The following is a 23,013-nucleotide window of genomic DNA, read 5'->3' as shown; positions in this document are numbered from 1 at the left end:
CCCCACCCGGGGAAGCTTAACTATTGTTGGCTTTTAAAAGGGGTTACATATGCACATCGTCCTCGCGTTCAATCTGCGGGAGGAGTCCGCCGTGGCGGACGACCAACCTCCGTCCGAACCTCCTTCTTTACCCACTGAAGACCTTTATGCCGAATGGGATGATATTCACACCATTCGAGCCGTCGAAGCCGCCCTGGCCAGCCGACATGAGGTAACCCTCGTCAACGCCGATCTGGAGGCCTATGCCCGCTTTCGCGCCCTGCAACCCGATCTGGTTTTCAATATAGCCGAAGGTCTGCATGGCGCCAGCCGCGAGGCCCAGATCCCCGCCATGCTCGACATGCTGGGTATCCCCTACACGGGCAGCGATCCTGTGACACTAGGCATCTGCCTGGACAAGCGCCGCACCAAGGAGATCCTTTCCTGCCATCGTATCGCCACACCGCGTTTTGCGGTGGTTTCCACTCTGGCCGACATCCCCGCGCGCCTGCGCTACCCCCTCATCGTCAAACCGACCCTGGAAGGCTCCAGCAAGGGAGTGACCGACAAGGCCCTGGTTCATGATCGCAAAGCCCTGGTTCGTCAGGTTGAGTGGGTGCTGACTACCTATGGTCAGCCGGCCCTGGTCGAAGAGTTTCTGCCTGGTCGCGAGTTCACAGTGGCAATGCTTGGCAATGGGGATGACCTGCAGGTATTGCCCATTGTGGAAATCAACCTGCATACCCTGCCGGCGGGGGTCAACCCGATCTATTCCTTTGAAGCCAAGTGGATCTGGGACCAGGAAGAGAATCCGCTGGAAATTTTTACCTGCCCGGCTCGTCTCGACCCCTTTTTGCAGCGAAACATCGAAGAACTCTGCAGAAAAACTTTCCGCGCTCTGGGTTGTCGGGATTGGTGCCGTATCGACGTGCGCCTGGACGCTGGCGGGCTTCCCCATGTCATCGAACTAAACCCGCTGCCGGGCATCCTGCCGCGCCCAGAACAGAACAGTTGCTTTCCCAAGGCGGCGCGGGCTACCGGTCTGAGCTATGAGCAGATGATTCTTGGCGTGGTCGATGCTGCCAGCAGGCGACTCCAACTCACCGAGAAGGGGTATCATGAAAATCGCTGTCTGCTTTAACCGCGTTCCGCCCCAACTGCTCAAAGGGGAGGAGGGGGACCGCATCTCGGAAGAGGGGGCCGAACTCGAAGCCGCCGCCGTTCGTATGGCCCTGGAGCGCCTGGGCTACACGGCGAAGGTCGTTCCACTGGGAGAGCGCATTTCCGCCTTCATCGAAGAGCTGCGCACGGTAGATCCCGAACTCGTTTTCAATCTGTGCGAGGGCTACTGGGGGAACAGCCGCCAGGAAATGCATGTGGCCGCCCTGTTCGACCTTCTCGGTTATGCCTTTACCGGCGCGGGCCCGCTCTGTCTCGGGCTCGTGCAGGACAAGGTCCGCACCAAGGATCTGCTGATGCGCCATGGCCTGCCCACACCCAAGTATGTGCTGGTGCGTCCGGGGGAAGCGCATCCCCGGGTGAGGGATATGCGTTTTCCCCTGATCGTCAAGCCGCGCTTCGAAGACGCCTCTTTGGGAATCACCTCTGAAAGCATTGTGGAGGACGAACGGCGTCTAAAGCGACGGATCGATTATGTGCACCAGACCTACCGCCAGGGGGCTCTGGTGGAAGAGTTTATCGAGGGGCGGGAGATCAACGCCGCCATCATCGGCAATGGTCCCTACCAGGTGCTGCCCCTCGCCGAGATTCAATTCAAGAAGGGGCTCAAACATGCCATCGTCAGCTATGAAGGGAAATGGCTGGAAAATTCCGAGGAGTTCGCCCTGACTGAACCGGTCTGTCCGGCGACGGTCAAGGCTCGCGAAGAAATTCTGATCAAGGATGTGGCCTTGCGCGCTTTCAAAATTCTGGAATGCCGGGATTACGCCCGGGTCGATATCCGTCTGCGGGAAGGGGTTCCCTATATTCTGGAAGTCAACGCCAACCCGGACATCTCGCCTACGGCCGGACTGGCCCGGGCGGCGGAGGTGGCTGGCCTGAACTATCCTAAGCTGATCGAACGTATTGTGCTCATGGCCCAGAAACGCAAGGAGAACCTTCATGCGCGACCTAAAACGCTCTGACCTGCCGGATCTCCAGAGAATCCTGGAGGAGACGAAAGCTTTTACCGATGCCGAAGTCGACTGCGCCATGGAGTTGTTCCATACGGTGCTCGACAACCCGGCCCAAAAGGACTACACCGTCGTGGTCGCCGAAGAGGGCGGCCTCCCCGCCGGCTATATTCTCTATGGACCGGTCCCCTTGACGGAAGGAACCTTCGACATTTACTGGATTGCTACGGATCCAGCTCATCAGGGCAGAGGGGTAGGGCAGCGGCTGCTACTTTACGCCGAAACGGACATTCAGTTACGGGGCGGCCGCCTGATCTGCCTGGAAACCTCGTCGCAGGGGAGCTACGAAAGAACCCGTCGGTTCTATGACCGGGCCGGCTATGTCCAGGCCGCGGTCATTCCCGATTTCTACCGACCCGGAGACGACCGTATCACCTATACCAAAAACCTCACCACCGTTGTGGAGGGATTGTAGATGGAAACCTGGCAGAAACTGCTGCAGACCAGTTTGACCCGACCCGCCGAGGTTACCCGCCGCTTTGGCGTTAATCCCACGGATCTTGAGGAGGTGGCTGATCGCTATCCCATGCGCATCCCGGCCTACTACCTGAATCTTATCAAGGAAGTCGGCGATCCGATCTGGCGACAGGCCGTGCCGGATGCCGCCGAAATGAGCGATTCCGTCTGCTGCAGTGATCCCCTGGACGAGGAAAACCAGAGTCCGGTACCGAACCTCGTCCACCGCTATCCCGACCGGGTGCTGTTTCTCGTATCCAGCGAGTGCGCCATGTACTGCCGTTTCTGCACCCGCAAACGCAAGGTGGGGGGCGACAATATGGTCATCAACCGCCAGACCCTCGAGCAAGGACTGGACTACATCCGACAGCATCCTCAGGTCCGCGATGTCATTCTCTCGGGTGGGGACCCGCTGCTGCTATCCGATGAACGCCTGGAGTGGATTCTCAAGGAGTTGCGGGCGATTCCCAGTGTCGAAATCATTCGCATAGGCACCCGGGTGCCGGTGGTCCTGCCTCAGCGCATCACCATCGGTCTGGTGCGCATGCTGCGGCGTTATCACCCGCTGTTCATCAATACCCATTTCAATCACCCGGATGAAATCACCGAGACCTCGGGCAAGGCCTGCATGCGACTGGCCGACGCCGGCATCCCCATGGGCAACCAGACGGTGCTGCTACGCGGGGTCAATGACGATCCTCAGGTCATGAAGCGGCTCATGCAGAAACTGCTGGCTATCCGGGTCAAACCCTACTACATCTATCAGGCCGATCTGGTCGAGGGCACCGATCATTTCAGAACGACGGTGGAGGAGGGCATCGAGGTCATGCGTGCCCTGCGCGGCCACACCTCCGGGATGGGCGTGCCCGCCTATGTCATCGACGCGCCTGGCGGCGGTGGGAAAATTCCCATTCTGCCTGATTACCTGCAGAGTATGGGGGATGAAGTCGTCCTGAAAAACTATCGCGGCCAAACCTTTTCCTATACCAATGCCGAGGTGAAAATCGAGGAAAATCGCCAGACTGCCGTCAATGACCATCACTGACAGTCAGAAGCAAAACAAATTTTCGGTTACGGAGCAAAAATAGTATTGACTCGGTTCGGAATCTCTGTTAAAAAACGGCTCCTGTCTTGGGGCGTCGCCAAGCGGTAAGGCACTGGACTCTGACTCCAGCATCCCAAGGTTCGAATCCTTGCGCCCCAGCCATCGGCTTGAAGCGGAAGCTTTACATAGAAATGGTCCCTTCGTCTAGCGGTCTAGGACACCGGCCTTTCACGTCGGTAACACGGGTTCGATTCCCGTAGGGATCACCAGTCAACGCACTCCCGAGGGGGTGCACCAGGGTGGAACGAAAGTTCCACCCTTTTTCTTTATTATCAATCCTTTTTACGCCCTTACCCCAGTGTCCTTCTCTGGCTCAATCTCATTGACCCCGCAGCTTTGACCGTGTAAAAAGAGGTGGGGAGAGGTAATGCATGGGTAATCGTTCCGCTTTTATTTATTCCAGTCGTTTCGCCGACTACTCCTTCGGAGAGGATCACCCCTTCAAGGTTCAGCGTTATCAGCTTACTCATGAGCTTATCCGGCAACTGGGGTTGCTGGACTCCACCGAGATCAAAATCGTTGAAGCACCGCTGGCCGAAGAAGAATCTCTGTTAAGTTTTCATCGGGGCGACTACCTGCAGACGCTCAAGGAATTCAGCCTCCAGGCAACCCCCCGGGCCAATTTCTTCTTTAACCTCGGTGACGTCGAAAACCCCGTTTTTCCGGGACTTTACGACTGGGCTCGGCTGGGATGCGGTGGAACTCTCGAGGCCACCCGCCAGGTTGTGCGCGATGGCTGCCGGGTTGCCTTCAACATGGCAGGCGGCTATCATCATGCCCATGCCGCCCGCGCTTCCGGCTTCAGCTATCTCAACGATGCGGTCATCGCCATCAACGAACTTGTTCGCCAAGGTTTGCGCGTGGCCTACGTCGATATCGATGCCCATCATGGCGACGGTGTGCAGGAGGCCTTCTATCGCACCGACCGAGTGTTGACCATTTCCCTGCACGAAAGCGGAGAGGACTTTTTCCCGCATACCGGTTTCCCCTGGGAACTGGGTGAGGGCAAGGGCTTTGGGTATTCCGTCAATGTTCCTTTCCGGCCTCATTCGGACGACCTGATCTTTGAGCAGGCCTTTCGCCGTGTTGTACTGCCTTTGCTCGATCGTTACGCGCCGGATGTGCTGGTCACCCAGTTGGGGGTTGACAGCCTGCGGACCGATCCCCTGACCCGTCTCGAGATGACGACGGGAAGTATCGAGCTGGCAGCCCGGGCCTTTTTAGATACCGGGATTCCCTGGGTGGCCATCGGCGGGGGAGGGTACGACAAATTCAATGTGTGCCGCGGCTGGGCTCTGGCCTGGGCGATCATGACGGGTAAAATGGTCGGTGATGACCTCCCCCCGGAGTTTATAAACATCGTGCGCGATCTGGGGATGAAAGGAACAAGGCTGCGCGATCGACCACATCTGGCGCTGCCTGACGATTTCAGTCGGGCCGAACAGACCCTGGAGAAGGTTCTTCGTACCCTGGAGAGCCGGCTTTTCCCTCTATTCGGACTGTAGGAGGCTTGGGATGGGACGTCTAGGTACCGCGCATCTGCTCGACCCTGATGGTCTGCCCTTGTTTACCTTGCGGGAAATCAACAATCTGCCTGTCGCCCGCAAAGAAGCCATCTATGCTGCCCTGGTTCCGGTCCCTCTTTTCTCGCGATACGGGATTGACCCCACGACCTTTCAGGGGCCGGAGGGGCGCCGTAAAATCGCTTTTATCTGCCCGCGTGGGCTCGGATTGCTGCGCATCGAGGTTCGCCTTCGACCAACCGACCGGGATTGCGTCTTTTTTGTCGAAATCGCCGATACGCCTTACCGGCAGATTGAACTGTCCTTCTGTCTGATTAACGATCCGGCAGCGCCCCGATACGACATCGACATGGATGACAAGGGGCGAGATAATTATTTTGGGACCTTGCGACGCAATATTCCTGAAGAAATCAGGGCGATGGAGGCGGGTTTGTCCCCCAACCAGGTACGAAGGGGCCTTTCCCTTTTTTCCGATTTTTTTCAGCAGTTCGAGCGCTTTGTCGACTCCCTGGGGATCGACACCATCGTGGCAGAACCTTTGTCCTACAATAACGCGGTCCGCTATGAAAAATACGGCTTTGACTACCTGACTGGTAAAAAGCTGATGCAATGGATCGATCGGGAATTTCAACCGGGCGGGGAACTCTTCCGACGACTCGATGGCTCGACCCCTTTTCGCCAGCCCGGCATGGAGAAGACCATTCGGGGGCGCAGTTGGGCTATCCACGACGGCATCCTTCATCGCCCCTGGGATGACGTTAAAATCTACAAGACTTTGGGTGTCGATGCCGGCATCGATACGTTTGTAAACCGAATTTTCTAATTCAGGTGCTTTGTCAAGGATGAGTCTCATGGTACTGAAATCACAAGTTGAAGAATCGCTCGCACCACATGCCTACATTCTGTGGACGCCCCAGGAATCCCCTGTTGTTCTTGTGGGTCCCGAGCAGCGACCTGTTACACTGCCCCTGATCCCTTTGCCGCTGCATGGTCGGAAAATGAAGAGTGAAGCACCTACGGCCATCGACATTGGTCAGGGGGTTTACGATTATCTTCGCCAGTTTCCCGACTGCCCCCACAATGTGCAATATGCCGAAATATTGCGGGACGCCTATCCCCACTTTCTAGCGGATCTCGGCTCCCAGATCGCCATGCTCGACCACAAGGATGTTGATGCCGACTACGTCAAACGAAAGATTACCTACCTGAAAATTTTTGCCCTGCTGGAACCGGGCAAGGTTTCCCTGTTCCAGACCATCGGTATCGCCTATTACGATCTGGCCCTGACCTTCAGCGAGCTGCGCCACTGCTATCGTCACCTGGTGTCGGCCGCCGCTTTTCTGCAGAAGGCCGACCATTTGAAATCAGGTGATGTGGGCGTGCAGAACTATCTGGGACAGATTGACTATCTCATGGGGGACTATCCGGGCGCCATCCGTCGCTGGTCGCAGCTGATTCCCTCGCTTGCCGATGAAAAGATCCGGACGCTGTTCAAGGAAAAGGTGGCCCGTCTCGAGCAGGACGGTCTGCCCGAAGAACCAATGGTAAACCACCTGGAAGCTATCGGTGCTGCCATGGCGGCCTACGGCCAGGGCTCCGTTCGCGAGGCTCTGGAGATTATGGAGTACCTGGAAGAACAGACTCCCGTCGTTCAGGAATTCCCCTCCGCGCAGTTTTACGTGCTCCTCGCCCTCTGCCGTCGCCAAACCGGCGACACGGGCGGGGCGATGGTGGCCCTGCAAAAGGCCTTGGAACTCGATCCCGATTTTGGCCCGGCCAAGGAAGAGATGGAAGCCCTTACTGCTAGAGAAACAATGTGATATGATGCCGCTTTGGCTTGGAGACACCCTTTTTATCGCTTTTGTCGATTCAAGGAGGGAATTGGGTACCGTCGAGGTCATCACCGCTGGCCCATAACGAAGGAGGACTTAAGTCATGTCCCAAAACGAGACTGATATCCGAAATATCCTTTCCACCCATAAAACCATTGCCATGGTTGGCGCCTCCTCCAATCCCGAGCGGGCCAGCAACCATGTCCTTGAATATCTGCTACAGGCCGGCTATACGGTCTTTCCGGTCAACCCCAAGGACGAAGAACTCTTCGGCCAAAAGGTCTATCGCCGCCTTGAGGATATCCCCCATCCTATCGATATCGTCGATGTCTTCCGCAACCCCGCCGACGCCCCGGCTGTCGCCCGTGAAGCCGTTGAAGCTGGCGCCAAAGTGCTGTGGCTGCAGGAAGGAGTCATCAGCGAAGAGGCCGCCCGGATCGCTGCCGAAGGCGGTCTGCGTGTGGTGATGGACCGTTGCATGCTCAAAGAACATCAACGCCTCAAGATCTAAATCTTTCCAGCTGGTTATCGGGGTGACTTCCTTGTTCCGCACAGGCTTTCTCGTCCTTATCTTCAGTGCTCTTGTTTTTCTAAAGCCTGCCAGCGGCCTGGCCATGGAAGGGGTGTTCACTTTGTGGCCCCTGGTGGATTACCGGGCCTCGGAAAATGAAGGCTATGCCAGCCTGAATATTTTAGGGCCGCTCCTCAACGTTGACAGAATGGGGTCGGAACGCGAACTGGCCCTGCGTCCCCTCTATTCTCGACGCTGGCTCGACCCTGGCGACTATGTTGCCAGTGAGTTTCTCTACCCTGTCGCCTCGAAAAAGAAAACCTCGGATCAGTCCCTTTTTCAGGGGCTCCGTTTGCTGAACTGGGATTTCCCGGCCCATGAAGAAGAAGAGGATGAGTTTCAGCTCTTCCCTTTCATCTTTGCCGGCACAGATGAAGAAAAGGGGCGCTATTTCGCTTTTTTCCCCTTCGGTGGCAAAATCTACAATCTCTTCGGCCGCGATGAAATCCGCTTTACGCTCTTTCCGCTTTACTCCGTCACTCAGAAAAAAGACACTACCGTGACCAATGTTCTCTGGCCTTTTTTCGCCAGTGTTCGAGGGGAAAATGAGCGGGGCTTCAAGGCGTGGCCTCTTTACGGCCACAGCCGCAAAACGGGTGTCTACGACAAGACGATGTTCCTGTGGCCCATCTTTTTCCGCTACGATCTTGGCCTGGATACCGCCAATCCATTGCAGCGCCGAACGGTTTTCCCCTTTTATCTTTCGGATGAATCGCCCAATTATTCATCCCGCATTTACCTCTGGCCCTTTTTCCGTCACATCGAGGATCGGCAAAAGGAGTATGAGCTTTGGGAATTCCCCTGGCCGATCTTCCGCATCGCCCGCGGATCCTATCGGGAGGCCACGACCTTTCTGCCCTTTTATGCCAATGAACGCCTGGGGAAGGAAAAGAAACGCTGGTACCTCTGGCCTCTCTTTAAAATCGAGGAAAGGCAAGCGGATGGTTACGAAAGACGCCGGTCGCGTGTCCTTTTTTTCCTATACTCCAACATGGAAGAAAGGCTATACATACAGGGGGCTGAGCCCAAGAAGAGGGTGGCTTTGTGGCCCCTGTTCACCTATGAACGGATCGATGGGGTCTCGCATTTTTATACCCTGTCCCTTCTTGAGCCCATCCTGCCGGAACAGGATGGCATCCGTCGCAACTGGGCGCCCTTGTGGTGGATTTACCAGAAGCAGTGGAAAGGCTCCGATTCAGCCGAAAGTTTCTTGTGGAACCTCTACTGGCGCCAGAAAAGAGGCGATGACCTCGCCTGGGAATTCTTCCCCCTGTTCAGCTACAGTCGTCAGGAATCGAAAGGGAAAGATTTTAGTTTCATAAAAGGACTGCTGCGATACCGAAGCGGCCCGCAAGGCACGACCCTGAACCTGTTTTACCTGCCCTGGGGGATTCACTGGGGTGGAGCAGAGCGTGAAATCGCTGAGGATGACGGTCAATGATTGAGAAAATAGGCACGCGCATTCTGAGCTTCGCCGAAACGGCGGGGGAGATGTTGCTGCTTTTTCTAAAAACAGTCTTCTATTTCAAGGAAGCCCCTCGAAATCTGCCGGCCATTTTCCGGCAGCTGTACGACATCGGCATCGGTACTCTTCCGATTGCGGCCCTGATGAGTCTTTTTGTCGGTATGGTCCTGGCGCTGCAGACCGGTTCGGAGCTCGCTCTTTACGGCACCCAGGAAGCGATTGGCGCCATTGTGGGACTTTCCCTGGTCAAGGAATTGGGCCCGGTCATGACCAGTCTGCTGGTGGCGGGTCGCATCGGTTCGGCTATGTCCGCCGAGGTCGGGGCCATGAAAGTCTATGAAGAAATCGACGCCCTTAAAACCCTGCAGATCGACCCGATCCGCTATCTGGCCATGCCCAGACTGCTGGGCTGCCTCTTTGCCGTGCCGGCCCTGGTCGTTTTTTCCATGATCATCGGTATTGTTGGCGGTGCTATCGTCAGTGACATCAACCCCGAGATCAACGTACCTTTCAATGTGTATTACGATAACCTCATCCGTTCGCTGAACTACCATGACATTCTTAAAGGCCTGGTCAAGGCGACCGTTTTTGGCGGCATCGTGGCCCATGTCGGCTGCTATGTCGGTTTTAAAACATCCGGCGGCGCCCGCGGTATCGGGCAATCGACGACGGAGTCTGTGGTCATGTCTTTTCTGTTGATCTTTATTGCCGACTACTTTCTCACCCGCCTTATGATGTAAATGGATCCGTGCGATGACAGATAGCGCTCAAAAAAAACAACGGGAGGGTTTCTTAAGCCGTTGGTTCCTCGGTCGCAAGAAGAGAGAGCGGGATGACTGCGAGTGTCGCAGCAGCTACGAAGATTCTCATGGGGTTGAAATCCGCATCGAGAGTTTGAACAAGTCCTTCAATGGCAATCACGTTCTCAGGGACATCAGCCTGGAGATTCAACCCGGGGAGACATTTTCCATCATCGGGCCCTCGGGCACCGGCAAAAGCGTCCTTCTCAAGCATATCGTCAAGCTGTTGAAGCCGGACAGCGGCCGGATTCTCATTGACGGGCAGGATATCTTCGACAATAACAACCGTCAGGAGAAACCTCCATACCGCTACAGTATGGTGTTTCAGACGTCCGCCCTCTTCAATTCCCTGACCGTCGGCGAAAATGTCGGCTTGTGGCTGCGTGAAAACAGAATTTGTACTGAAGCGCGCATTCGCAGGATTATCCGGGAAAAGCTCAGACTCGTTGGTCTGGGGGGCAAGGAAAATCTCATGCCCTCGGAACTTTCCGGGGGCATGAAAAAGCGGGTGGCCATCGCGCGTTCACTGGCCATGAACCCCGATCTGATTCTTTACGATGAGCCCACAGCCGAGCTCGATCCGGTGACCTCCGACGAATTGGCCAGGGTGATCATGAATCTTAAAAACAGAGTCAATCTGACGACGATCATCGTCAGCCATGACTTGAACTTCGCTCTTTATCTTTCTGATCGCGTGGCGATGATGAATGATCAAGGCATTGTCGAGATTGGAACCCCCGCGGAGATCAAGGCCAGCCAGAACCCGGCGGTCCGCAAATTCATCTACACGACGACCAAAGGCATCCAAGGAGAAAAGTGATATGGGCCTTTCCATTGAAAAAAAAGTAGGGGGATTTTTCCTGATCGCCCTTTTTGCGCTAGGCGTTTTTATTGAACTGGTGGAAGACTGGAATCCCTTTGTCGAGCAGAGGGACTATTTCACCTATTTTTCCTCTGCGGTCGGCATCAAACTAGGGGATCCCGTCCGCATCGCCGGCGTCGAGGTAGGAAAAGTCACCACCATCGGCATCGAAGACAGCAAGGTCCGCATCGACTTTTACGTTCTCGACGGAACGGTCATCAAGACCGATTCGTATGCCGAGATTCGGCAGACCAACCTTTTGGGCGGGCAATTTCTCGGAGTGACCTTTGGGTCCACCGATGCTCAGCCTCTGCCTTCCGGTTCGGAAATTCCCAGTCTCGAAAAAACCAATATCGATCAGTTGATATCCAATTTCGACCGCAATCAGGAAAGGGTGCTGGGTACCCTGGGGGATATTCTGGAAAAAAGTGAAGGACCCATCGTGGAGTCTGTTCAGCGCATTGAAAATATCGTGGCCAAGATCGACATGGGCGAAGGGATGCTCGGGAAACTGGTTAACGACGCCGCCCTTTATGAAGATCTTCAGCTTACGGTGGCCAGTCTGAATCAGGTTCTGCGCCGCATCGAAAACGGGGAGGGCACCTTGGGACGTCTGGTGACCGATCCAGCCCTTTATGAGGAAACTACCGCGACCATGGCGAATCTTCGGGTATTATCCAACTCTCTGCGTAATGGAGAAGGAACCCTTGGCAAACTGTTCACTGATGACACGTTGTATGCCGATGCGTCGGATACCCTGGCAGAATTGCGGGCCATCACCCGGAAGATTAACGAAGGAGAAGGAACGCTGGGCAAACTGGTCAATGAGGACAGTCTTTACATTGAAGGTGAAAAAACCCTTGCCAACCTCAGCAGTATTACCGCCAAAATTAATGAAGGGCAGGGAACTCTTGGTAAACTCGTGAATGAAGATGAGCTTTATCGCGACACCCAATCCGCCGTTAAAAAAGTGGAAAAAGCGGTGGATTCCATGGGTGACAGTGGCCCCATTTCCGTCTTGGGAACGGCCGTCGGCACCTTGTTCTAGGTCTTTTCCACAGGCACATGCGTGAAAAAGCGCCGTTTCCCTCAAGGGAAACGGCGCTTTTGCGTAATATCACCAAATCTTTACCCGAACATCAATCCCCCTGTCTTGACCTGACGACCACCAAATCCCCGCAGAGCGCCGTTTTTCTCCTTTTGCGCAGCTTATTCGCGAAACTTTAGAAATATTTCACGGTTTTTGCATGACAATGGTTCGGCCAATGCTAAAGTTTGGGTGCTTTTCTGAGCTTTTTATAGGGGGAATGTCTTGATCAGAACGATCTTTTTGCTGATAGCTCTTAGTCTTTTGTACGCCTGTAGTGACCTGCCCGCGTTACGGGCTGATCACCCCCTTTTGCCCGTTCGGGCCTACGAGCAGCTCATTGTCGGCCGTCTTGACGCCGATTATGTCGGCGATGCCAACTGTCTCGCTCAGTGCCATAAGCATGACGAGATTCACCGCGATTTTCAAATGTCCGTCCACGGAGAGCAGATTTCACCGGAAACCGGTCTGCCGCTCGTCAACTGCGAATCCTGTCACGGCCCTGGCAGCCTGGCCATCTTAAACGCCAAGGAAAACGACAAGTGTGATTTCAAAACGCTCTTGCAGCTCGAAGAACTCCCCTCCCAGGCCCAATCCCTGATCTGCCTCAAATGTCATTCGGCGGCGTCAACACCCAACCTGCATTACTGGAACGGCAGCATCCATGCCAGCAGTGACGTCAGCTGTTTCGACTGTCACAAGCTGCATCAGGGGCCGCAGCAGAAGGTGAGTCGGCAGGAAATGGACGAGATGTGCTATGCCTGCCATATCAACGCGCGGATGGAGTTTGCCCAGTTTTCCCGTCACCCTGTACGCGAACGCAAAATGGCCTGTGTCGATTGCCACGAACCCCACGGTTCCGCTCAAAAACATGACCTCAAGGGAATCACCGTTAAAGAACTGTGTACCCGCTGCCACATGGACAAGCAGGGTCCCTTTGTCTACGAGCACGCTGATCTTGCTGAAAATTGCCTTACCTGCCATTCCCACCACGGCTCGACCAACAACAGCCTGCTGAGAACATCCGAACCTTTTCTCTGCCTCCAGTGCCATGCCGGTCATCAAGACTACTCTCATCCTTCGCTGGCTACTGATGGGTTGAAAGGGGCCTTTTATTCTCGTTGCACCAGCTGCCACTCGTCCATTCACGGAACAGATGTTCCATCGGCCAAAGGCAGGGGGACTTTCATTGCGCGTTGATCTGTTTCCAGTGCTGTTAGCGATACTAGGAGGGGGATTTCGGTGATTAAACCTAGAATCCATGTTCTATGGCAAATATGTGTCCTCGCGCTGACGGGAATGTTTTTCCCTGTTTTCTCCGCGATGGATTGCGAGGATCTGGATCCGCGGATTCTGGAGAGTTCTTTCTCCTTGGGATATCGCGTGGTCGACTCCCAGGAAAACACACAGAGAGCCGGAGAATACAGTTTTCTCGATTCTGGGACGGTCGCCGGCATAGTCATCAAGGATCTGAAAACGACCCAGCGCTTTCGCTTTGAAGCGGACTACTTTGACCAAACGGACTACAACGCCGCCATAGACTTCGACTATCGTGGCCTCTTCCGTCTGCACGCCACCAGTGAAACCTTTAACCATCAGTTGGAACATTTCCCCGGCATTGACGCTACCCTGACGGCTCCCCTGGTCACCTTTACCGACCAGAACCCCCGGGAAGAGTACGCCATTGAAGTCAAGAAAGACGAAGTGAGTTTGCGAGCAAGGCTTCCTGAGTTCCCGGCCCACTTCAATCTCGCCTACTGGCGTCTGCAGCGACAGGGAACCCGGCAGGGATGTTTTGTCGATGAAGGCGGCGCCCAAACCGCCGATTGCACGTCCTGCCATCTGCAGTCGCGAACCGAAACGGTCAATCAGGTCACCGAAGAAATCCGGGGCGGGTTTGATGCGCATCTGGGACTGGTCGATATAAGCTATTCGAGTTTTTACCGCGAGTTCCGCGATAAAACCCGCACCCCCCTGGATCCTTTCGGTGAGCTGGTCGACATCTCAACCGAGCCTGACACTCTCTACCGTCATGCGGGCGAGTACGAGCACGATGCTGTCCCCGAATCCCGTCACATCGCCCATTCTTTAGGCCTCCACACTTCCCTTACCGGTGGTTTGACAGCCGGTGCCATGCTCAGTGTGGGGGAAATGGAGAGCTCCTCCAAACTAAGCGATGTTTCTCCCGTCACGTCCAAGAGCGATTATTGGAAAGCCGCCGGGGATTTTACATTGACCCCTTCCAGCCAATGGACCTTGGCTCTGCGCTATCGCCTGCTCGACATGGACACCCGGAATCCGGACCAGGTCGCGGTAAGCGGGCTGCCGGCTGGACCAGTTTCTGTTCGCGACAGCATGGATGTCAAGCGCACGCACTATGGGTCACGGCTTTCCTATCGCCCGCATTATCGCCTGACGCTGCAAGGAGATTGGCAACGGGAAGAAATTGAACGCACCTCGACCGGACCGATTCAGGATGATCCCAATGACTTGTTTTGGCATCTTCCCGCCCAGGAGAACAAATCCTCCTATAAGTTCAGCCTCATCGCCCGTCCTCTTGGCACCCAAAAACTCAGGCTCAATCTTTCCTACAAATATCTCACTTCGGATGATCCGTCTTACAGCACCTCCTTGAAAAGGGGGCACCAGGGATTTGCCGGGGCCACTCTGACCCTGTCCGACCGGGCTGGCATGACGGCCAATATTCAGGTTATTCGGGAAGAAAACAACCGCAATGAACGCAGCCTTTTTCACGATTCGGCCACCCTCAACCGCTATCGCCTGAGGCGCCAGCTTGATTCGGAAAACGCAACGGCCGGTGCCTGGCTTATTCCCCACAAGAGTCTGCAGGTCAATATCCGTTACGGCTATCTTCACAGCAGGACAGAACAGGGCGTTCTTTTCGGCAATGACCATTATCCCGATTATGTCATTCTGGATGAAAATGCCGAATTCGAGCAAACCGTTCATACTGCGGAACTCTCTTCTGTCTGGCACCTCAGCAAGCAGGTGTCCTTCCTCGGGGAAGCCCGTCTGACTCGATCCGCCAGCCGCTTTGACCCCAGTTTTGCCTTTCAGCCCCTCGAATACTACGGTATTGGCAGCACGGCGGTCGATTCTTCAGCTTTGCGGCAACTGAGTGAGCTGCAAATTCTGCAGACGGCGTACAAGGTGGGTGTGGACTGGCAATTCAAGGATGAGTGGAAATGCTCCGCCCGCTATACCTGGGATCGCTACGAAGACCTGGAGGGCGCGGTCCTTGACGGCACTGTGCAGAGCTATCTGCTTTCCCTGTCGAGGACCTGGTAAGCGATTTTCTACCCATGATGTGCAATGGTGTTCATTTGATCCGTTTGTTCCGACATCCTCGCTTTCTGATTCCCCTGGTGGTGGCCTGTCTGCTGGTCCTGATGCCCGTTGTCGGCTGGTGCAAAAAGGACGGGCTGGTGGCTGTGGTGATCACCGGCGATCTTCCCAGGTATCAGCTTGCGCACGAGGCCTTTGTTCATAAGTTGGAAGAACTCACGGAGGCGAGGGGCGAGGTGACGGTTTACGTTCAGCGCCCCAATCCAGATGTCATGTCCTGGATAAACAGTATCCGCAAGGCCGTTGGCATCGGGGCCGACATCATCGTGACCTATGGCGCTCCTGCCACCTTGGCCGGCAAAAATGAAGGAAGGAACATTCCGATTGTTTTTGCTGATGTCTATGAGCCTGTGGCTCTGGGGATTGTTGCGGACATCGCCAAACCGGGAGGAAATCTTACGGGAATGGCGGGACAAACGCCCCTTGAAACCCTGCTGCACGCCTATTATCTATCCAAGGACGTGCGCAAAATCGGGGTTCTTTTTTCTCCTGAAGACCAGGCGTCCATTTACCAGAAAAATAAACTGGTGGAGATTGCTGAGAAAAAGGGGATTACGGTGCTGCCAGCGGAAGTCAATGGACCGGGTGATCTCTGGAAGGAACTCCAGACTCTGTCTCCCCACATTGATTCTCTTTTTGTGGCGGAAAGCGCTGTTCTCGAGATGTCCGCCACAAAAATCATGGATTTTTCCAAAAAAAACAAGATCCCCGTCATTTCGCAGATTCATGGCTTTTGTGAAATGGGTGCCTTGATGACCCTTGAAGCCGATCCTGCCGAACAGGGCAGCCGCATTGCCGGCTATGTGGCGGAAATACTGTCAGGTAAAAAGCCGGGTGAACTCCCGGTCCGCACTCCTCGCAATGTCTCCCTGGTCATTAATCTGCATACCGCCCGCGAACTGGGCCTTAAAATCCCTTTCCAGGCCCTAACCCTCGCCACACGCGTCATCCGTTGATCTTTTTAAGTCTTTCCTTTCCCTAGCCTTGCAGCAGATAGAGAATAATAGTCAGACTCCCGGCGCTTAGCAGGGTGGTGACAAAGATCGTGCCGGCAACCAAATCGGGCCGCATGCCGAAGCGAAGAGCATACAACAAGGGCAGGACGGCAGACGGTGTGCTGGTCTGCAGGATGATCACATTTCGGCTCGTGCCGTCTATAGCGAGCAGCACGGTGATCGCCCAGGCGATCAGAGGGGCTATCGCCAGACGGATGATGGTAGCCAGGGACAGAAAACCCCACTGGGATTCCAGTCTGGTTCTCGCCAACTGCATGCCTAAAAGCACAAGCATCAGCGGGATGGCCGCGTCCCCGAGAAGCTCTACGGCGCGCAGAACGAAGAAGGGGACCGAAAGGTCGACGGCTTTCAGAAGAAAGGCCAAGGCCACGGCATGGAAAATGGGGATCTTGAAGGTATTGATCAGCGCTTTGCCTAGGGGAACTTCTCCTCCCTGCGCGACCACAATGGCCAGGGTGGACAAAGGGATATTGAACAAAACAAACGTCAGTACGGAGACATGGAGTCCCTGTTCTCCAAAAGCGAAATAAGCCAGGGGTAGCCCGAAGTTTCCTACATTCATGACGACCGTGGTCAGCACCAGGGCGCCGCTGTTTTCTCGACTCATAGCGGTTCCCGCCGCAATCAGGCGCACCAGCAGATAGAGAGAGAGGGTGTAGAGAACCATGAAAAAAAAGATATTCAGGGTCAGCGACAGCTCCAGCGTCTGACGAATGAGGGATGAGAAGACGAGGGCGGGCGTAAAGAGGTAAAGGGAGCAGTTGGTGAGTGTGCGAAAATCGAGGCCGATCTTTTTCTCGGCCAGGTAGCCGCAGAAAATCAGGATAAAGACGGGAAGAATGATGTTGACGAAGAGCATAGGTTCCCCTTGGAGAAATATTCCGTAGAAGCTAGCACGGAGACGCCTTTTCTTCAATGGCCGACAGGCATCCCCGCGAAAAGGGAAGATCTGGAAATATCATTGACAAACGTATGATTAAGTTGCTTAAATAACCAGCTGTTCTTACATGCGCCATATCAGGCGAACCTTCTTTACCCTTTGCGGAGGACATCATGAATCCATTGGCTGCTGAACTGAATGATCTGCTCGCCCAACACAACGCCCATGTTCTGGAAATGCTTTCCGATCTGGGAAAAAATCTCTTCTTCCCCAAGGGCATTTTGACCCAGTCCGCTGAAGCCAAGGACAAGGCTCACAAATATAACGCCACCATCGGGATTGCCACCGAAAAGGGCGGCCCTATGTTCCTGCAATGCATCCAGGACAAGCTCTCGGCCTTCGACCCCAAGGATATCTACCCCTATGCGCCGCCCGCTGGCAAGCCGGAACTGCGCGCCCTCTGGAAAGAGAAGATGCTGCGGGAGAACCCGAGCATGGCCGGCAAGCACATCAGCAACCCCATCGTCACCAACGCGCTGACGCATGGTCTTTCCATTGTCGGAGACATGTTTGTCGGCGCCGGCGACCATGTGGTGCTGCCTGACATGCTGTGGGGTAACTACAATCTGACCTTCGGTACCTGCAACGGCGGGATTGTCAAGAAGTTCCCGACCTTTACCCCAAGCGGCGGCTACGATGTCGATGCCTTCAAGGCCGTCCTCAAAAACAGCGCCGCCGAAAAAGGGAAGGCTGTCGTGATCCTGAACTTCCCCAACAACCCCAGTGGCTACACCCCCACGGTCGCTGAGGGCGACGCCATTGTCGCTGTCATCAAGGAAGTCGCCGAGGAAGGCTGCAACGTTGTGGTCGTCACCGATGACGCCTACTTCGGTCTTTTCTACGAAGACTCCCTCAAAGAGTCCCTGTTTGGCAAGTTGGCCAATCTGCACCCACGTATCCTGGCCATCAAACTTGACGGAGCCACCAAAGAAGAATTTGTCTGGGGCTTCCGGACCGGTTTCATCACTTTTGCCGACGGCAACAGCTACGATAATGCCCAGGTCATCACCGCTCTGGAAAAGAAGACCATGGGCATCATCCGCGCCAAGATATCCAACTGCCCACATCCTTCCCAGACCTTTGTTATCGAGGCGCTTCGCTCCCCCCAGTTTCTCGCCCAGAAGGAAGAGAAATTCCAGGTCATGAAAGGGCGCGCCCTTAAAACCAAGGAAGTGCTCGACAGTGGCAAATACGACCAGGAATGGGACTACTATCCCTTCAACTCCGGCTATTTCATGTGCCTGAAGCTTAAAACGGTTGATGCCGAAAAGCTGCGGGTACACCTGCTGGACAAATACGGGGTAGGGACAATCTCCATCGGCAAAACCGACCTGCGTATCGCCTTTTCCTGCATCGCCGAAGAAAACATTCAGGAACTCTTTGATCTTATCCATCAGGCCGTTCTCGATCTGGCCTGAGCAAGCTGAAGAACCATCCCTGGGAAGGGCCCGCCTTGGCGGGCCCTTTTTCTTATACACCATGAACGATCTCAGGCCTCAGTTCTATAAAGCGCGCATCCTGCCTCAGCTTTTGTCCTGTCTCCAGCTTGGACAATCCTGTCATCTGGTCGGTGGCGCTCTGCGCGATTTCCTGCTGGGCCGCGCCATCACCGATTTTGATTTTGCGACCTCCTTCGATCCTACCGATCTCGCCAGAACTTTTGCCAGGCAGATTGACGGTCACTGGTTTCTGCTTGACGAAAAACGGCGACAGAGTCGCGTTGTATGTAAAGCAGATGGATTCCCTTATACCTATGACTTTGCGCCTTTCAGGGCTTCAAGTCTCCATGGAGATTTATTGCGAAGAGATTTCACCGTCAATGCAATCGCCCTTGACCTGGCTGGTTTGAGTCCATCGCCTCACCTGATCGATCCCCTTGGTGGGCAGGGGGACTTGAAACGGTCCATTCTTTCGGACTGCTCCCCCTGTGGCTTTGCGGATGATCCCCTGCGCATATTGCGGGGAGTACGACTGGCCCGCGTTTTAAATTTTGATCTGGAGCCCGAGACCTTCAAACGGATGAAAGATTCGGTCTCTGGCCTGGCTCAGGTCGCGCCGGAAAGGGTAGGGAGCGAACTGATTCAAATATTCCATGCCGACGACGGCACCCGTTCGTTGCCCCAGATGGAGGTTCTCGGTCTTTTCCCAATCCTGTTTGGCGAAGGGAGCAGTCCCCAGGCCGTCGCCGCCGGCATCGAGCGGGTCCAGCTCGTCTCCCGGCAGCTGAAGCTCCTGGCCAAGGATGGGTTGAGTGTGCCCGCTGAATCCACCTTTGATGGCTTTTCCATGTCCGCCATTGTCCGTCTGGCCGCTTTTCTCTCCGGCAGCGGTCTGCTGGCAAGGCATTGTGATTTACTGCGCAAGATGCGATTCAGCCGGCGGGTTGAATCGATTCTGAAAAATCTGGTTTTCCTGACGCCTGCGGACGGCCAAAAACTCCTTCATCTCGAAACCTCGGACAGAGGCTACGCTCTATGGGTGGATCAATTGGGACCGGCCCCTCTGGTAAGCCTCCTGTACCTGGCCTCCCTGGAGGAGCCCTCAGGCGAATTTCGCCATAGGGCGCGTGTGGCTATGACCGCCTACAACACACACGCATACAACGGTCGCGTGCCCGACCTGGTGGATGGTTCCACCCTGCGCTCCACTCTGGGGCTTGCCGAAGGGGTTCTTGTCGGACAGGTGTTGTCCGCGCTTAGAAACGAGGAGGTGGAAGGTCGGGTGCGAAACCTCTCTGAGGCGCATAACTATTTGAAATTATATGTAGAAAAAATTATTGACAAACCGACGGATCATTCATAGAATGCCAACCCTATGCGGGAATAACTCAGTGGTAGAGTGTCAGCTTCCCAAGCTGAAGGTCGCGGGTTCGAATCCCGTTTCCCGCTCCATACAAACCAAGAGGCCCTGGCTGCTCCGGCATCCAGGGCTTTTTTCTGTTTTTACCCCGTACCGTTGAGGCAACTTTCCCTCTGTGCTACATTTTGCCTGGTGCGATTTTCGATATACTGACTGGAGGAGCCCCCATGACGGATCACCGAACCATCCGCTGCCCGCGTTGTCGACAGGAGACCCCATGGCAGGATAACCCTTACAGGCCGTTCTGTTCCCAAAAATGCCAGCTGATCGACCTTGGGCGATGGGCCCAGGAGGAATACAAGGTGCCGGGGCAGAAGCTTATGGAACCTGATAATCTGCTTGAATTTCCAAGCGAAAAAGATTGATTTTTAAAGGAGAAAATATGTATCGGCTCACCATTTATACACACTTTTCCGCCGCCCATAATCTGATGCATTACCAGGGTGACTGTGAAAACCTGCACGGCCACAACTGGAAAGTCGAAGTGACGGTAGCAGCCAAAGAGCTGGACAAAGCCGGTCTGGGAATCGACTTCAAAATTCTCAAAAAAGAAACGAAGAAGGTTTTGGGTACCCTCGACCACAAATATCTCAACGAACTGGCTCCCTTTATCGACCTGAGCCCCTCTTCGGAGAATATCTCCCGCTTTCTGTTTGAAGAGTTAGGTAAGGTTCTAAACAGCGAGAACGTCCAGATCGACAAAGTCACCGTCTGGGAATCCGATAATGCCTGCGCAACTTACTCCAAAGACTGATACCCCCCTGGTCGAACTTTTCAGTTCGATTCAGGGCGAGGGGATTCTCGTCGGCAAACGCCAGATTTTTATCCGTTTTCCCGGCTGCAATCTCAGTTGCTCCTATTGCGATACGGATTTCTCCTCACCTGATTCCTGCCGGGCCGAAGAGGCGCCGGGGTCCGGGATATTCCGCAGTCTGGCCAACCCCGTTTCTCTGGAGGTTCTGTCCAGCATCCTGGCGAACTGGGTACATCTTTTGCCAGGCGTTCACCACTCTATCAGCCTCACGGGAGGCGAGCCTCTGCTCCACACCGATGTGCTGCGGCAATGGCTGCCGGTCCTGCGGGAGATCTGCCCCCTTTTTCTCGAAACGAACGGCACGCTACCGGGCCACCTTGAGCCGTTGCTCCCGTATCTTGAATGGGTTTCCATGGATGTCAAGCTGGCCTCCATGACCGGCGCTGACACCCCCTGGAGCCTTCATCGGGACTTCCTCAGCCTGATGGCCCACCATAATGGCCAGGTGAAGGCTGTCGTTGGAGAGGAGACCCCCACGGAGGAGATCCTGCAGGCGGCCCGTCTGGTCGAAGAGTGCGCGCCCGACTTGCCGCTGATTCTGCAGCCCCGTACAGAAGGGGGACGAATTTCCTTGACGGGCCGGATGTTGCTCGACATGCAGGCGCGTGCCTCTGCCATCCATAGCGATGTGCGCATTATCCCGCAAACCCACCGCTTTATCTCTGTGCTCTAGTTCTCCGGCTCTGATCCAGGAAGGACACCCATGATACTCGAACTGTTGACCATGGATGAGTTCGCCGAAGGTCTCCAAAAAACGCGCACGGTTTTGATTCCTTTTGGCTCTACGGAAGAACATGGCAGCCATCTGCCCCTGTCCACCGATACCCTGCAGGCATATGATGTCTGTTGCCGCCTGGCGCAAAGGCGACCTCTTTTTGTGGCGCCCCCTGTCCACTACGGCGTCTGCCGTTCGACGGCCAACCATCCCGGCACGGTGAGCATCCGCACTTCGACCCTCAAAGCCTTGGCCATCGATATCGTTATTTCCCTGTACAAGCAGGGATTGCGCTATTTCGTCTTGCTGACCGGACATGCGGGCGGAACGCACACCTCGGCCCTTATCGATGCCGGGGAAGAGCTGCTGGAGAGGTTTGCCGATCTTGAGATAGCGGTTCTGACCGAGTATATGCTGGCGGCCAGGGAAGGGCGGGCGATCATCGAGACGCCGGATGATTCCCACGCCGGCGAGATAGAGACTTCGCGCCTGCTGCATGCGCATCCGCACCTGGTTAAAGGGGAGGGCAGGTGTGAGTACCCGAGCTTTCCCGCCGGCATTTTGGTGCGGGACAAGCAAAAATACTGGCCTGGCGGCGTCTGGGGAGATCCGAGCAAGGCTTCGGCGGAAAAAGGGGCCAAAATTGAACAGCTGGTGGTCGATGCCCTGGCGCGGGTCGTCGATCTGCTGGAGGGAAAAGGGCGATAAACCTTATTTTTTGATGGCGCTGTTCAGTTCACTAACCAGGGCGTCCGTGTCGACCTGATGGACTTCGGCACCGCATTCGACCGATTCAAGCGATGCGATCTGGCAGGTGTGGCAGTCCAGTCCGAATCGTTTGAAAACTGCGATTGTCTCAGGATGTTCCCTCAGTATTTGGCCAATGGTCATTTCCTTGGTGATCATCCTGTCCCTTTCTGGGTCCGCACCCGTTACCTGTTGCTGAATTTCTTTTCAAGCGCCTGCTTGACCGCTGTTGGCACGAAGGTGTCGATCGGCCCTTTGAGCGAGGCGACCTCCTTGACAATGGATGAACTCAGATAACCATAGGGCACCGAAGTCATCATAAAAAGGGTCTCAACTTCTTTCTGTACGGTGTGATTCATCTGGGCAATCTGAAACTCATACTCGAAGTCGGAGACGGCTCGCAGGCCGCGCAGAATCACTTTGGCACCCCGGTTGATGGCGTAATCGACCAGTAATCCCTCGAAGGTATCGATTTCCAACCTTGGGTTGTCGCCTACCGTCTGCCGAATCATGTCGATGCGTTCATTGATGGTAAATAGCGCGTTTTTCTCCGAGTTTCTGGCGACGGCCACAATGAGGCGGTCGAAAACCTGTAACCCGCGGGAGATGATGTCCAGATGGCCATTGGTGATCGGATCGAAGGACCCCGGATAGATGGCAGTGGGATTTGGCATGGCAATGAAA

The 23,013-nt window shown here is 55.1% G+C and carries 24 protein-coding genes and 3 tRNA genes; 24 read left to right on the top strand and 3 right to left on the bottom strand.

Going from position 1 to position 23,013, the window contains the following annotated elements; genetic code table 11:
- Window positions 1–49 precede the first annotated feature (49 nt).
- From MJO47_RS12535 to MJO47_RS12455, 17 genes are all read left to right on the top strand, one after another.
- Window positions 50–1,120 (top strand): ATP-grasp domain-containing protein, encoded by a 1,071-nt coding sequence (locus MJO47_RS12535; RefSeq protein WP_253961458.1) that lies wholly within the window; start codon window positions 50–52, stop codon window positions 1,118–1,120.
- The gene (locus tag MJO47_RS12530) at window positions 1,098–2,123 is read left to right on the top strand and encodes an ATP-grasp domain-containing protein (protein WP_253961457.1); all 1,026 of its coding nucleotides are present in this window, start codon (window positions 1,098–1,100) and stop codon (window positions 2,121–2,123) included. Before MJO47_RS12535 ends, MJO47_RS12530 begins: the two co-directional genes overlap by 23 nt.
- Window positions 2,101–2,586: a GNAT family N-acetyltransferase gene (locus tag MJO47_RS12525; protein ID WP_253961456.1), complete on the top strand. Its 486-nt coding sequence runs from the start codon at window positions 2,101–2,103 to the stop codon at window positions 2,584–2,586. Before MJO47_RS12530 ends, MJO47_RS12525 begins: the two co-directional genes overlap by 23 nt.
- Window positions 2,587–3,672 carry a KamA family radical SAM protein gene (locus tag MJO47_RS12520; protein ID WP_253961455.1) on the top strand — a complete coding sequence of 362 codons (1,086 nt, stop codon included), beginning with the start codon at window positions 2,587–2,589 and terminating at the stop codon, window positions 3,670–3,672.
- Between the two features lie 87 nt (window positions 3,673–3,759).
- Window positions 3,760–3,834: transfer RNA gene (locus MJO47_RS12515), tRNA-Gln, on the top strand.
- A 31-nt stretch (window positions 3,835–3,865) separates the two neighbouring features.
- Window positions 3,866–3,941: transfer RNA gene (locus MJO47_RS12510), tRNA-Glu, on the top strand.
- A 162-nt stretch (window positions 3,942–4,103) separates the two neighbouring features.
- Entirely contained in the window at window positions 4,104–5,237 is a 1,134-nt protein-coding gene (locus MJO47_RS12505) for an acetoin utilization protein AcuC (protein WP_253961454.1), read from the top strand.
- Between the two features lie 10 nt (window positions 5,238–5,247).
- On the top strand, window positions 5,248–6,078 hold the full coding sequence (locus MJO47_RS12500; RefSeq protein ID WP_253961453.1) for a hypothetical protein: 831 nt from the start codon (window positions 5,248–5,250) through the stop codon (window positions 6,076–6,078).
- Between the two features lie 28 nt (window positions 6,079–6,106).
- Window positions 6,107–7,075, top strand: a complete 969-nt coding sequence (locus MJO47_RS12495) for a lipopolysaccharide assembly protein LapB (protein WP_253961452.1) — start codon at window positions 6,107–6,109, stop codon at window positions 7,073–7,075.
- 115 nt (window positions 7,076–7,190) lie between these two features.
- Complete coding sequence (locus tag MJO47_RS12490) at window positions 7,191–7,598, top strand: CoA-binding protein (RefSeq protein ID WP_253961451.1); 408 nt, start codon at window positions 7,191–7,193, stop codon at window positions 7,596–7,598.
- 31 nt (window positions 7,599–7,629) lie between these two features.
- A complete protein-coding gene (locus MJO47_RS12485; RefSeq protein WP_253961450.1) occupies window positions 7,630–9,099 on the top strand; it encodes a hypothetical protein in 1,470 nt (489 codons plus the stop codon).
- On the top strand, window positions 9,096–9,863 hold the full coding sequence (locus MJO47_RS12480; RefSeq protein WP_253961449.1) for an ABC transporter permease: 768 nt from the start codon (window positions 9,096–9,098) through the stop codon (window positions 9,861–9,863). The genes MJO47_RS12485 and MJO47_RS12480 overlap by 4 nt, the downstream gene beginning before the upstream one ends.
- A 13-nt stretch (window positions 9,864–9,876) precedes the next feature.
- Window positions 9,877–10,743 carry an ABC transporter ATP-binding protein gene (locus tag MJO47_RS12475; protein WP_253961448.1) on the top strand — a complete coding sequence of 289 codons (867 nt, stop codon included), beginning with the start codon at window positions 9,877–9,879 and terminating at the stop codon, window positions 10,741–10,743.
- Window position 10,744: 1 nt separating this feature from the next.
- Complete coding sequence (locus MJO47_RS12470; protein ID WP_253961447.1) at window positions 10,745–11,833, top strand: MlaD family protein; 1,089 nt, start codon at window positions 10,745–10,747, stop codon at window positions 11,831–11,833.
- A gap of 264 nt (window positions 11,834–12,097) precedes the next feature.
- Complete coding sequence (locus tag MJO47_RS12465) at window positions 12,098–13,072, top strand: DmsE family decaheme c-type cytochrome (RefSeq protein ID WP_253961446.1); 975 nt, start codon at window positions 12,098–12,100, stop codon at window positions 13,070–13,072.
- Between the two features lie 42 nt (window positions 13,073–13,114).
- Window positions 13,115–15,181 (top strand): MtrB/PioB family outer membrane beta-barrel protein, encoded by a 2,067-nt coding sequence (locus tag MJO47_RS12460; protein ID WP_253961445.1) that lies wholly within the window; start codon window positions 13,115–13,117, stop codon window positions 15,179–15,181.
- A gap of 35 nt (window positions 15,182–15,216) precedes the next feature.
- On the top strand, window positions 15,217–16,194 hold the full coding sequence (locus MJO47_RS12455; protein WP_253961444.1) for an ABC transporter substrate-binding protein: 978 nt from the start codon (window positions 15,217–15,219) through the stop codon (window positions 16,192–16,194).
- A 22-nt stretch (window positions 16,195–16,216) separates the two neighbouring features.
- Here MJO47_RS12455 and MJO47_RS12450 read toward each other — a convergent pair whose 3' ends face one another.
- Complete coding sequence (locus tag MJO47_RS12450) at window positions 16,217–17,113, bottom strand: AEC family transporter (protein ID WP_253961443.1); 897 nt, start codon at window positions 17,111–17,113, stop codon at window positions 16,217–16,219.
- 194 nt (window positions 17,114–17,307) lie between these two features.
- On the opposite strand from MJO47_RS12450, the gene MJO47_RS12445 reads away from it, so the two are divergent.
- From MJO47_RS12445 to MJO47_RS12415, 7 genes are all read left to right on the top strand, one after another.
- Window positions 17,308–18,612 carry an aminotransferase class I/II-fold pyridoxal phosphate-dependent enzyme gene (locus MJO47_RS12445; RefSeq protein WP_253961442.1) on the top strand — a complete coding sequence of 435 codons (1,305 nt, stop codon included), beginning with the start codon at window positions 17,308–17,310 and terminating at the stop codon, window positions 18,610–18,612.
- A 61-nt stretch (window positions 18,613–18,673) separates the two neighbouring features.
- The gene (locus MJO47_RS12440) at window positions 18,674–19,996 is read left to right on the top strand and encodes a hypothetical protein (RefSeq protein WP_253961441.1); all 1,323 of its coding nucleotides are present in this window, start codon (window positions 18,674–18,676) and stop codon (window positions 19,994–19,996) included.
- Between the two features lie 14 nt (window positions 19,997–20,010).
- Window positions 20,011–20,085, top strand: a tRNA-Gly gene (locus tag MJO47_RS12435).
- Window positions 20,086–20,220: 135 nt separating this feature from the next.
- Window positions 20,221–20,418, top strand: a complete 198-nt coding sequence (locus tag MJO47_RS12430) for a DNA gyrase inhibitor YacG (RefSeq protein ID WP_253961440.1) — start codon at window positions 20,221–20,223, stop codon at window positions 20,416–20,418.
- A gap of 17 nt (window positions 20,419–20,435) precedes the next feature.
- A complete protein-coding gene (gene queD / locus MJO47_RS12425) occupies window positions 20,436–20,807 on the top strand; it encodes a 6-carboxytetrahydropterin synthase QueD (protein WP_253961439.1) in 372 nt (123 codons plus the stop codon).
- Window positions 20,779–21,540 (top strand): 7-carboxy-7-deazaguanine synthase QueE, encoded by a 762-nt coding sequence (locus tag MJO47_RS12420; protein WP_253961438.1) that lies wholly within the window; start codon window positions 20,779–20,781, stop codon window positions 21,538–21,540. The genes queD and MJO47_RS12420 overlap by 29 nt, the downstream gene beginning before the upstream one ends.
- Before the next feature lie 30 nt (window positions 21,541–21,570).
- Entirely contained in the window at window positions 21,571–22,290 is a 720-nt protein-coding gene (locus MJO47_RS12415; RefSeq protein WP_253961437.1) for a creatininase family protein, read from the top strand.
- Between the two features lie 3 nt (window positions 22,291–22,293).
- Here MJO47_RS12415 and MJO47_RS12410 read toward each other — a convergent pair whose 3' ends face one another.
- Both MJO47_RS12410 and coaD read right to left on the bottom strand, forming a co-directional pair.
- A complete protein-coding gene (locus MJO47_RS12410) occupies window positions 22,294–22,488 on the bottom strand; it encodes a DUF1858 domain-containing protein (protein WP_253961436.1) in 195 nt (64 codons plus the stop codon).
- A 26-nt stretch (window positions 22,489–22,514) separates the two neighbouring features.
- Entirely contained in the window at window positions 22,515–23,003 is a 489-nt protein-coding gene (coaD, locus tag MJO47_RS12405; RefSeq protein WP_253961435.1) for a pantetheine-phosphate adenylyltransferase, read from the bottom strand.
- Window positions 23,004–23,013 lie beyond the last annotated feature (10 nt).

Source organism: Desulfuromonas sp. KJ2020 (genome assembly GCF_024197615.1).
GTDB lineage: Bacteria > Desulfobacterota > Desulfuromonadia > Desulfuromonadales > SZUA-540 > SZUA-540.
Note: the sequence above shows the minus strand (reverse complement) of the source record. Positions and strands in the feature narration are given on the sequence as shown.

Coding starts and splice junctions, on each gene's coding strand:
- MJO47_RS12500 (WP_253961453.1), top strand. CDS start 5,248: ATGGGACGTCTAGGTACCGCGCATCTGCTCGACCCTGATGGTCTGCCC.
- MJO47_RS12430 (WP_253961440.1), top strand. CDS start 20,221: ATGACGGATCACCGAACCATCCGCTGCCCGCGTTGTCGACAGGAGACC.
- MJO47_RS12450 (WP_253961443.1), bottom strand. CDS start 17,113: ATGCTCTTCGTCAACATCATTCTTCCCGTCTTTATCCTGATTTTCTGC.
- MJO47_RS12440 (WP_253961441.1), top strand. CDS start 18,674: ATGAACGATCTCAGGCCTCAGTTCTATAAAGCGCGCATCCTGCCTCAG.
- MJO47_RS12415 (WP_253961437.1), top strand. CDS start 21,571: ATGATACTCGAACTGTTGACCATGGATGAGTTCGCCGAAGGTCTCCAA.
- MJO47_RS12495 (WP_253961452.1), top strand. CDS start 6,107: ATGGTACTGAAATCACAAGTTGAAGAATCGCTCGCACCACATGCCTAC.
- MJO47_RS12480 (WP_253961449.1), top strand. CDS start 9,096: ATGATTGAGAAAATAGGCACGCGCATTCTGAGCTTCGCCGAAACGGCG.
- queD (WP_253961439.1), top strand. CDS start 20,436: ATGTATCGGCTCACCATTTATACACACTTTTCCGCCGCCCATAATCTG.
- MJO47_RS12475 (WP_253961448.1), top strand. CDS start 9,877: ATGACAGATAGCGCTCAAAAAAAACAACGGGAGGGTTTCTTAAGCCGT.
- MJO47_RS12535 (WP_253961458.1), top strand. CDS start 50: ATGCACATCGTCCTCGCGTTCAATCTGCGGGAGGAGTCCGCCGTGGCG.
- MJO47_RS12490 (WP_253961451.1), top strand. CDS start 7,191: ATGTCCCAAAACGAGACTGATATCCGAAATATCCTTTCCACCCATAAA.
- MJO47_RS12410 (WP_253961436.1), bottom strand. CDS start 22,488: ATGATCACCAAGGAAATGACCATTGGCCAAATACTGAGGGAACATCCT.
- MJO47_RS12470 (WP_253961447.1), top strand. CDS start 10,745: ATGGGCCTTTCCATTGAAAAAAAAGTAGGGGGATTTTTCCTGATCGCC.
- coaD (WP_253961435.1), bottom strand. CDS start 23,003: ATGCCAAATCCCACTGCCATCTATCCGGGGTCCTTCGATCCGATCACC.
- MJO47_RS12525 (WP_253961456.1), top strand. CDS start 2,101: ATGCGCGACCTAAAACGCTCTGACCTGCCGGATCTCCAGAGAATCCTG.
- MJO47_RS12530 (WP_253961457.1), top strand. CDS start 1,098: ATGAAAATCGCTGTCTGCTTTAACCGCGTTCCGCCCCAACTGCTCAAA.
- MJO47_RS12420 (WP_253961438.1), top strand. CDS start 20,779: ATGCCTGCGCAACTTACTCCAAAGACTGATACCCCCCTGGTCGAACTT.
- MJO47_RS12520 (WP_253961455.1), top strand. CDS start 2,587: ATGGAAACCTGGCAGAAACTGCTGCAGACCAGTTTGACCCGACCCGCC.
- MJO47_RS12445 (WP_253961442.1), top strand. CDS start 17,308: ATGAATCCATTGGCTGCTGAACTGAATGATCTGCTCGCCCAACACAAC.
- MJO47_RS12505 (WP_253961454.1), top strand. CDS start 4,104: ATGGGTAATCGTTCCGCTTTTATTTATTCCAGTCGTTTCGCCGACTAC.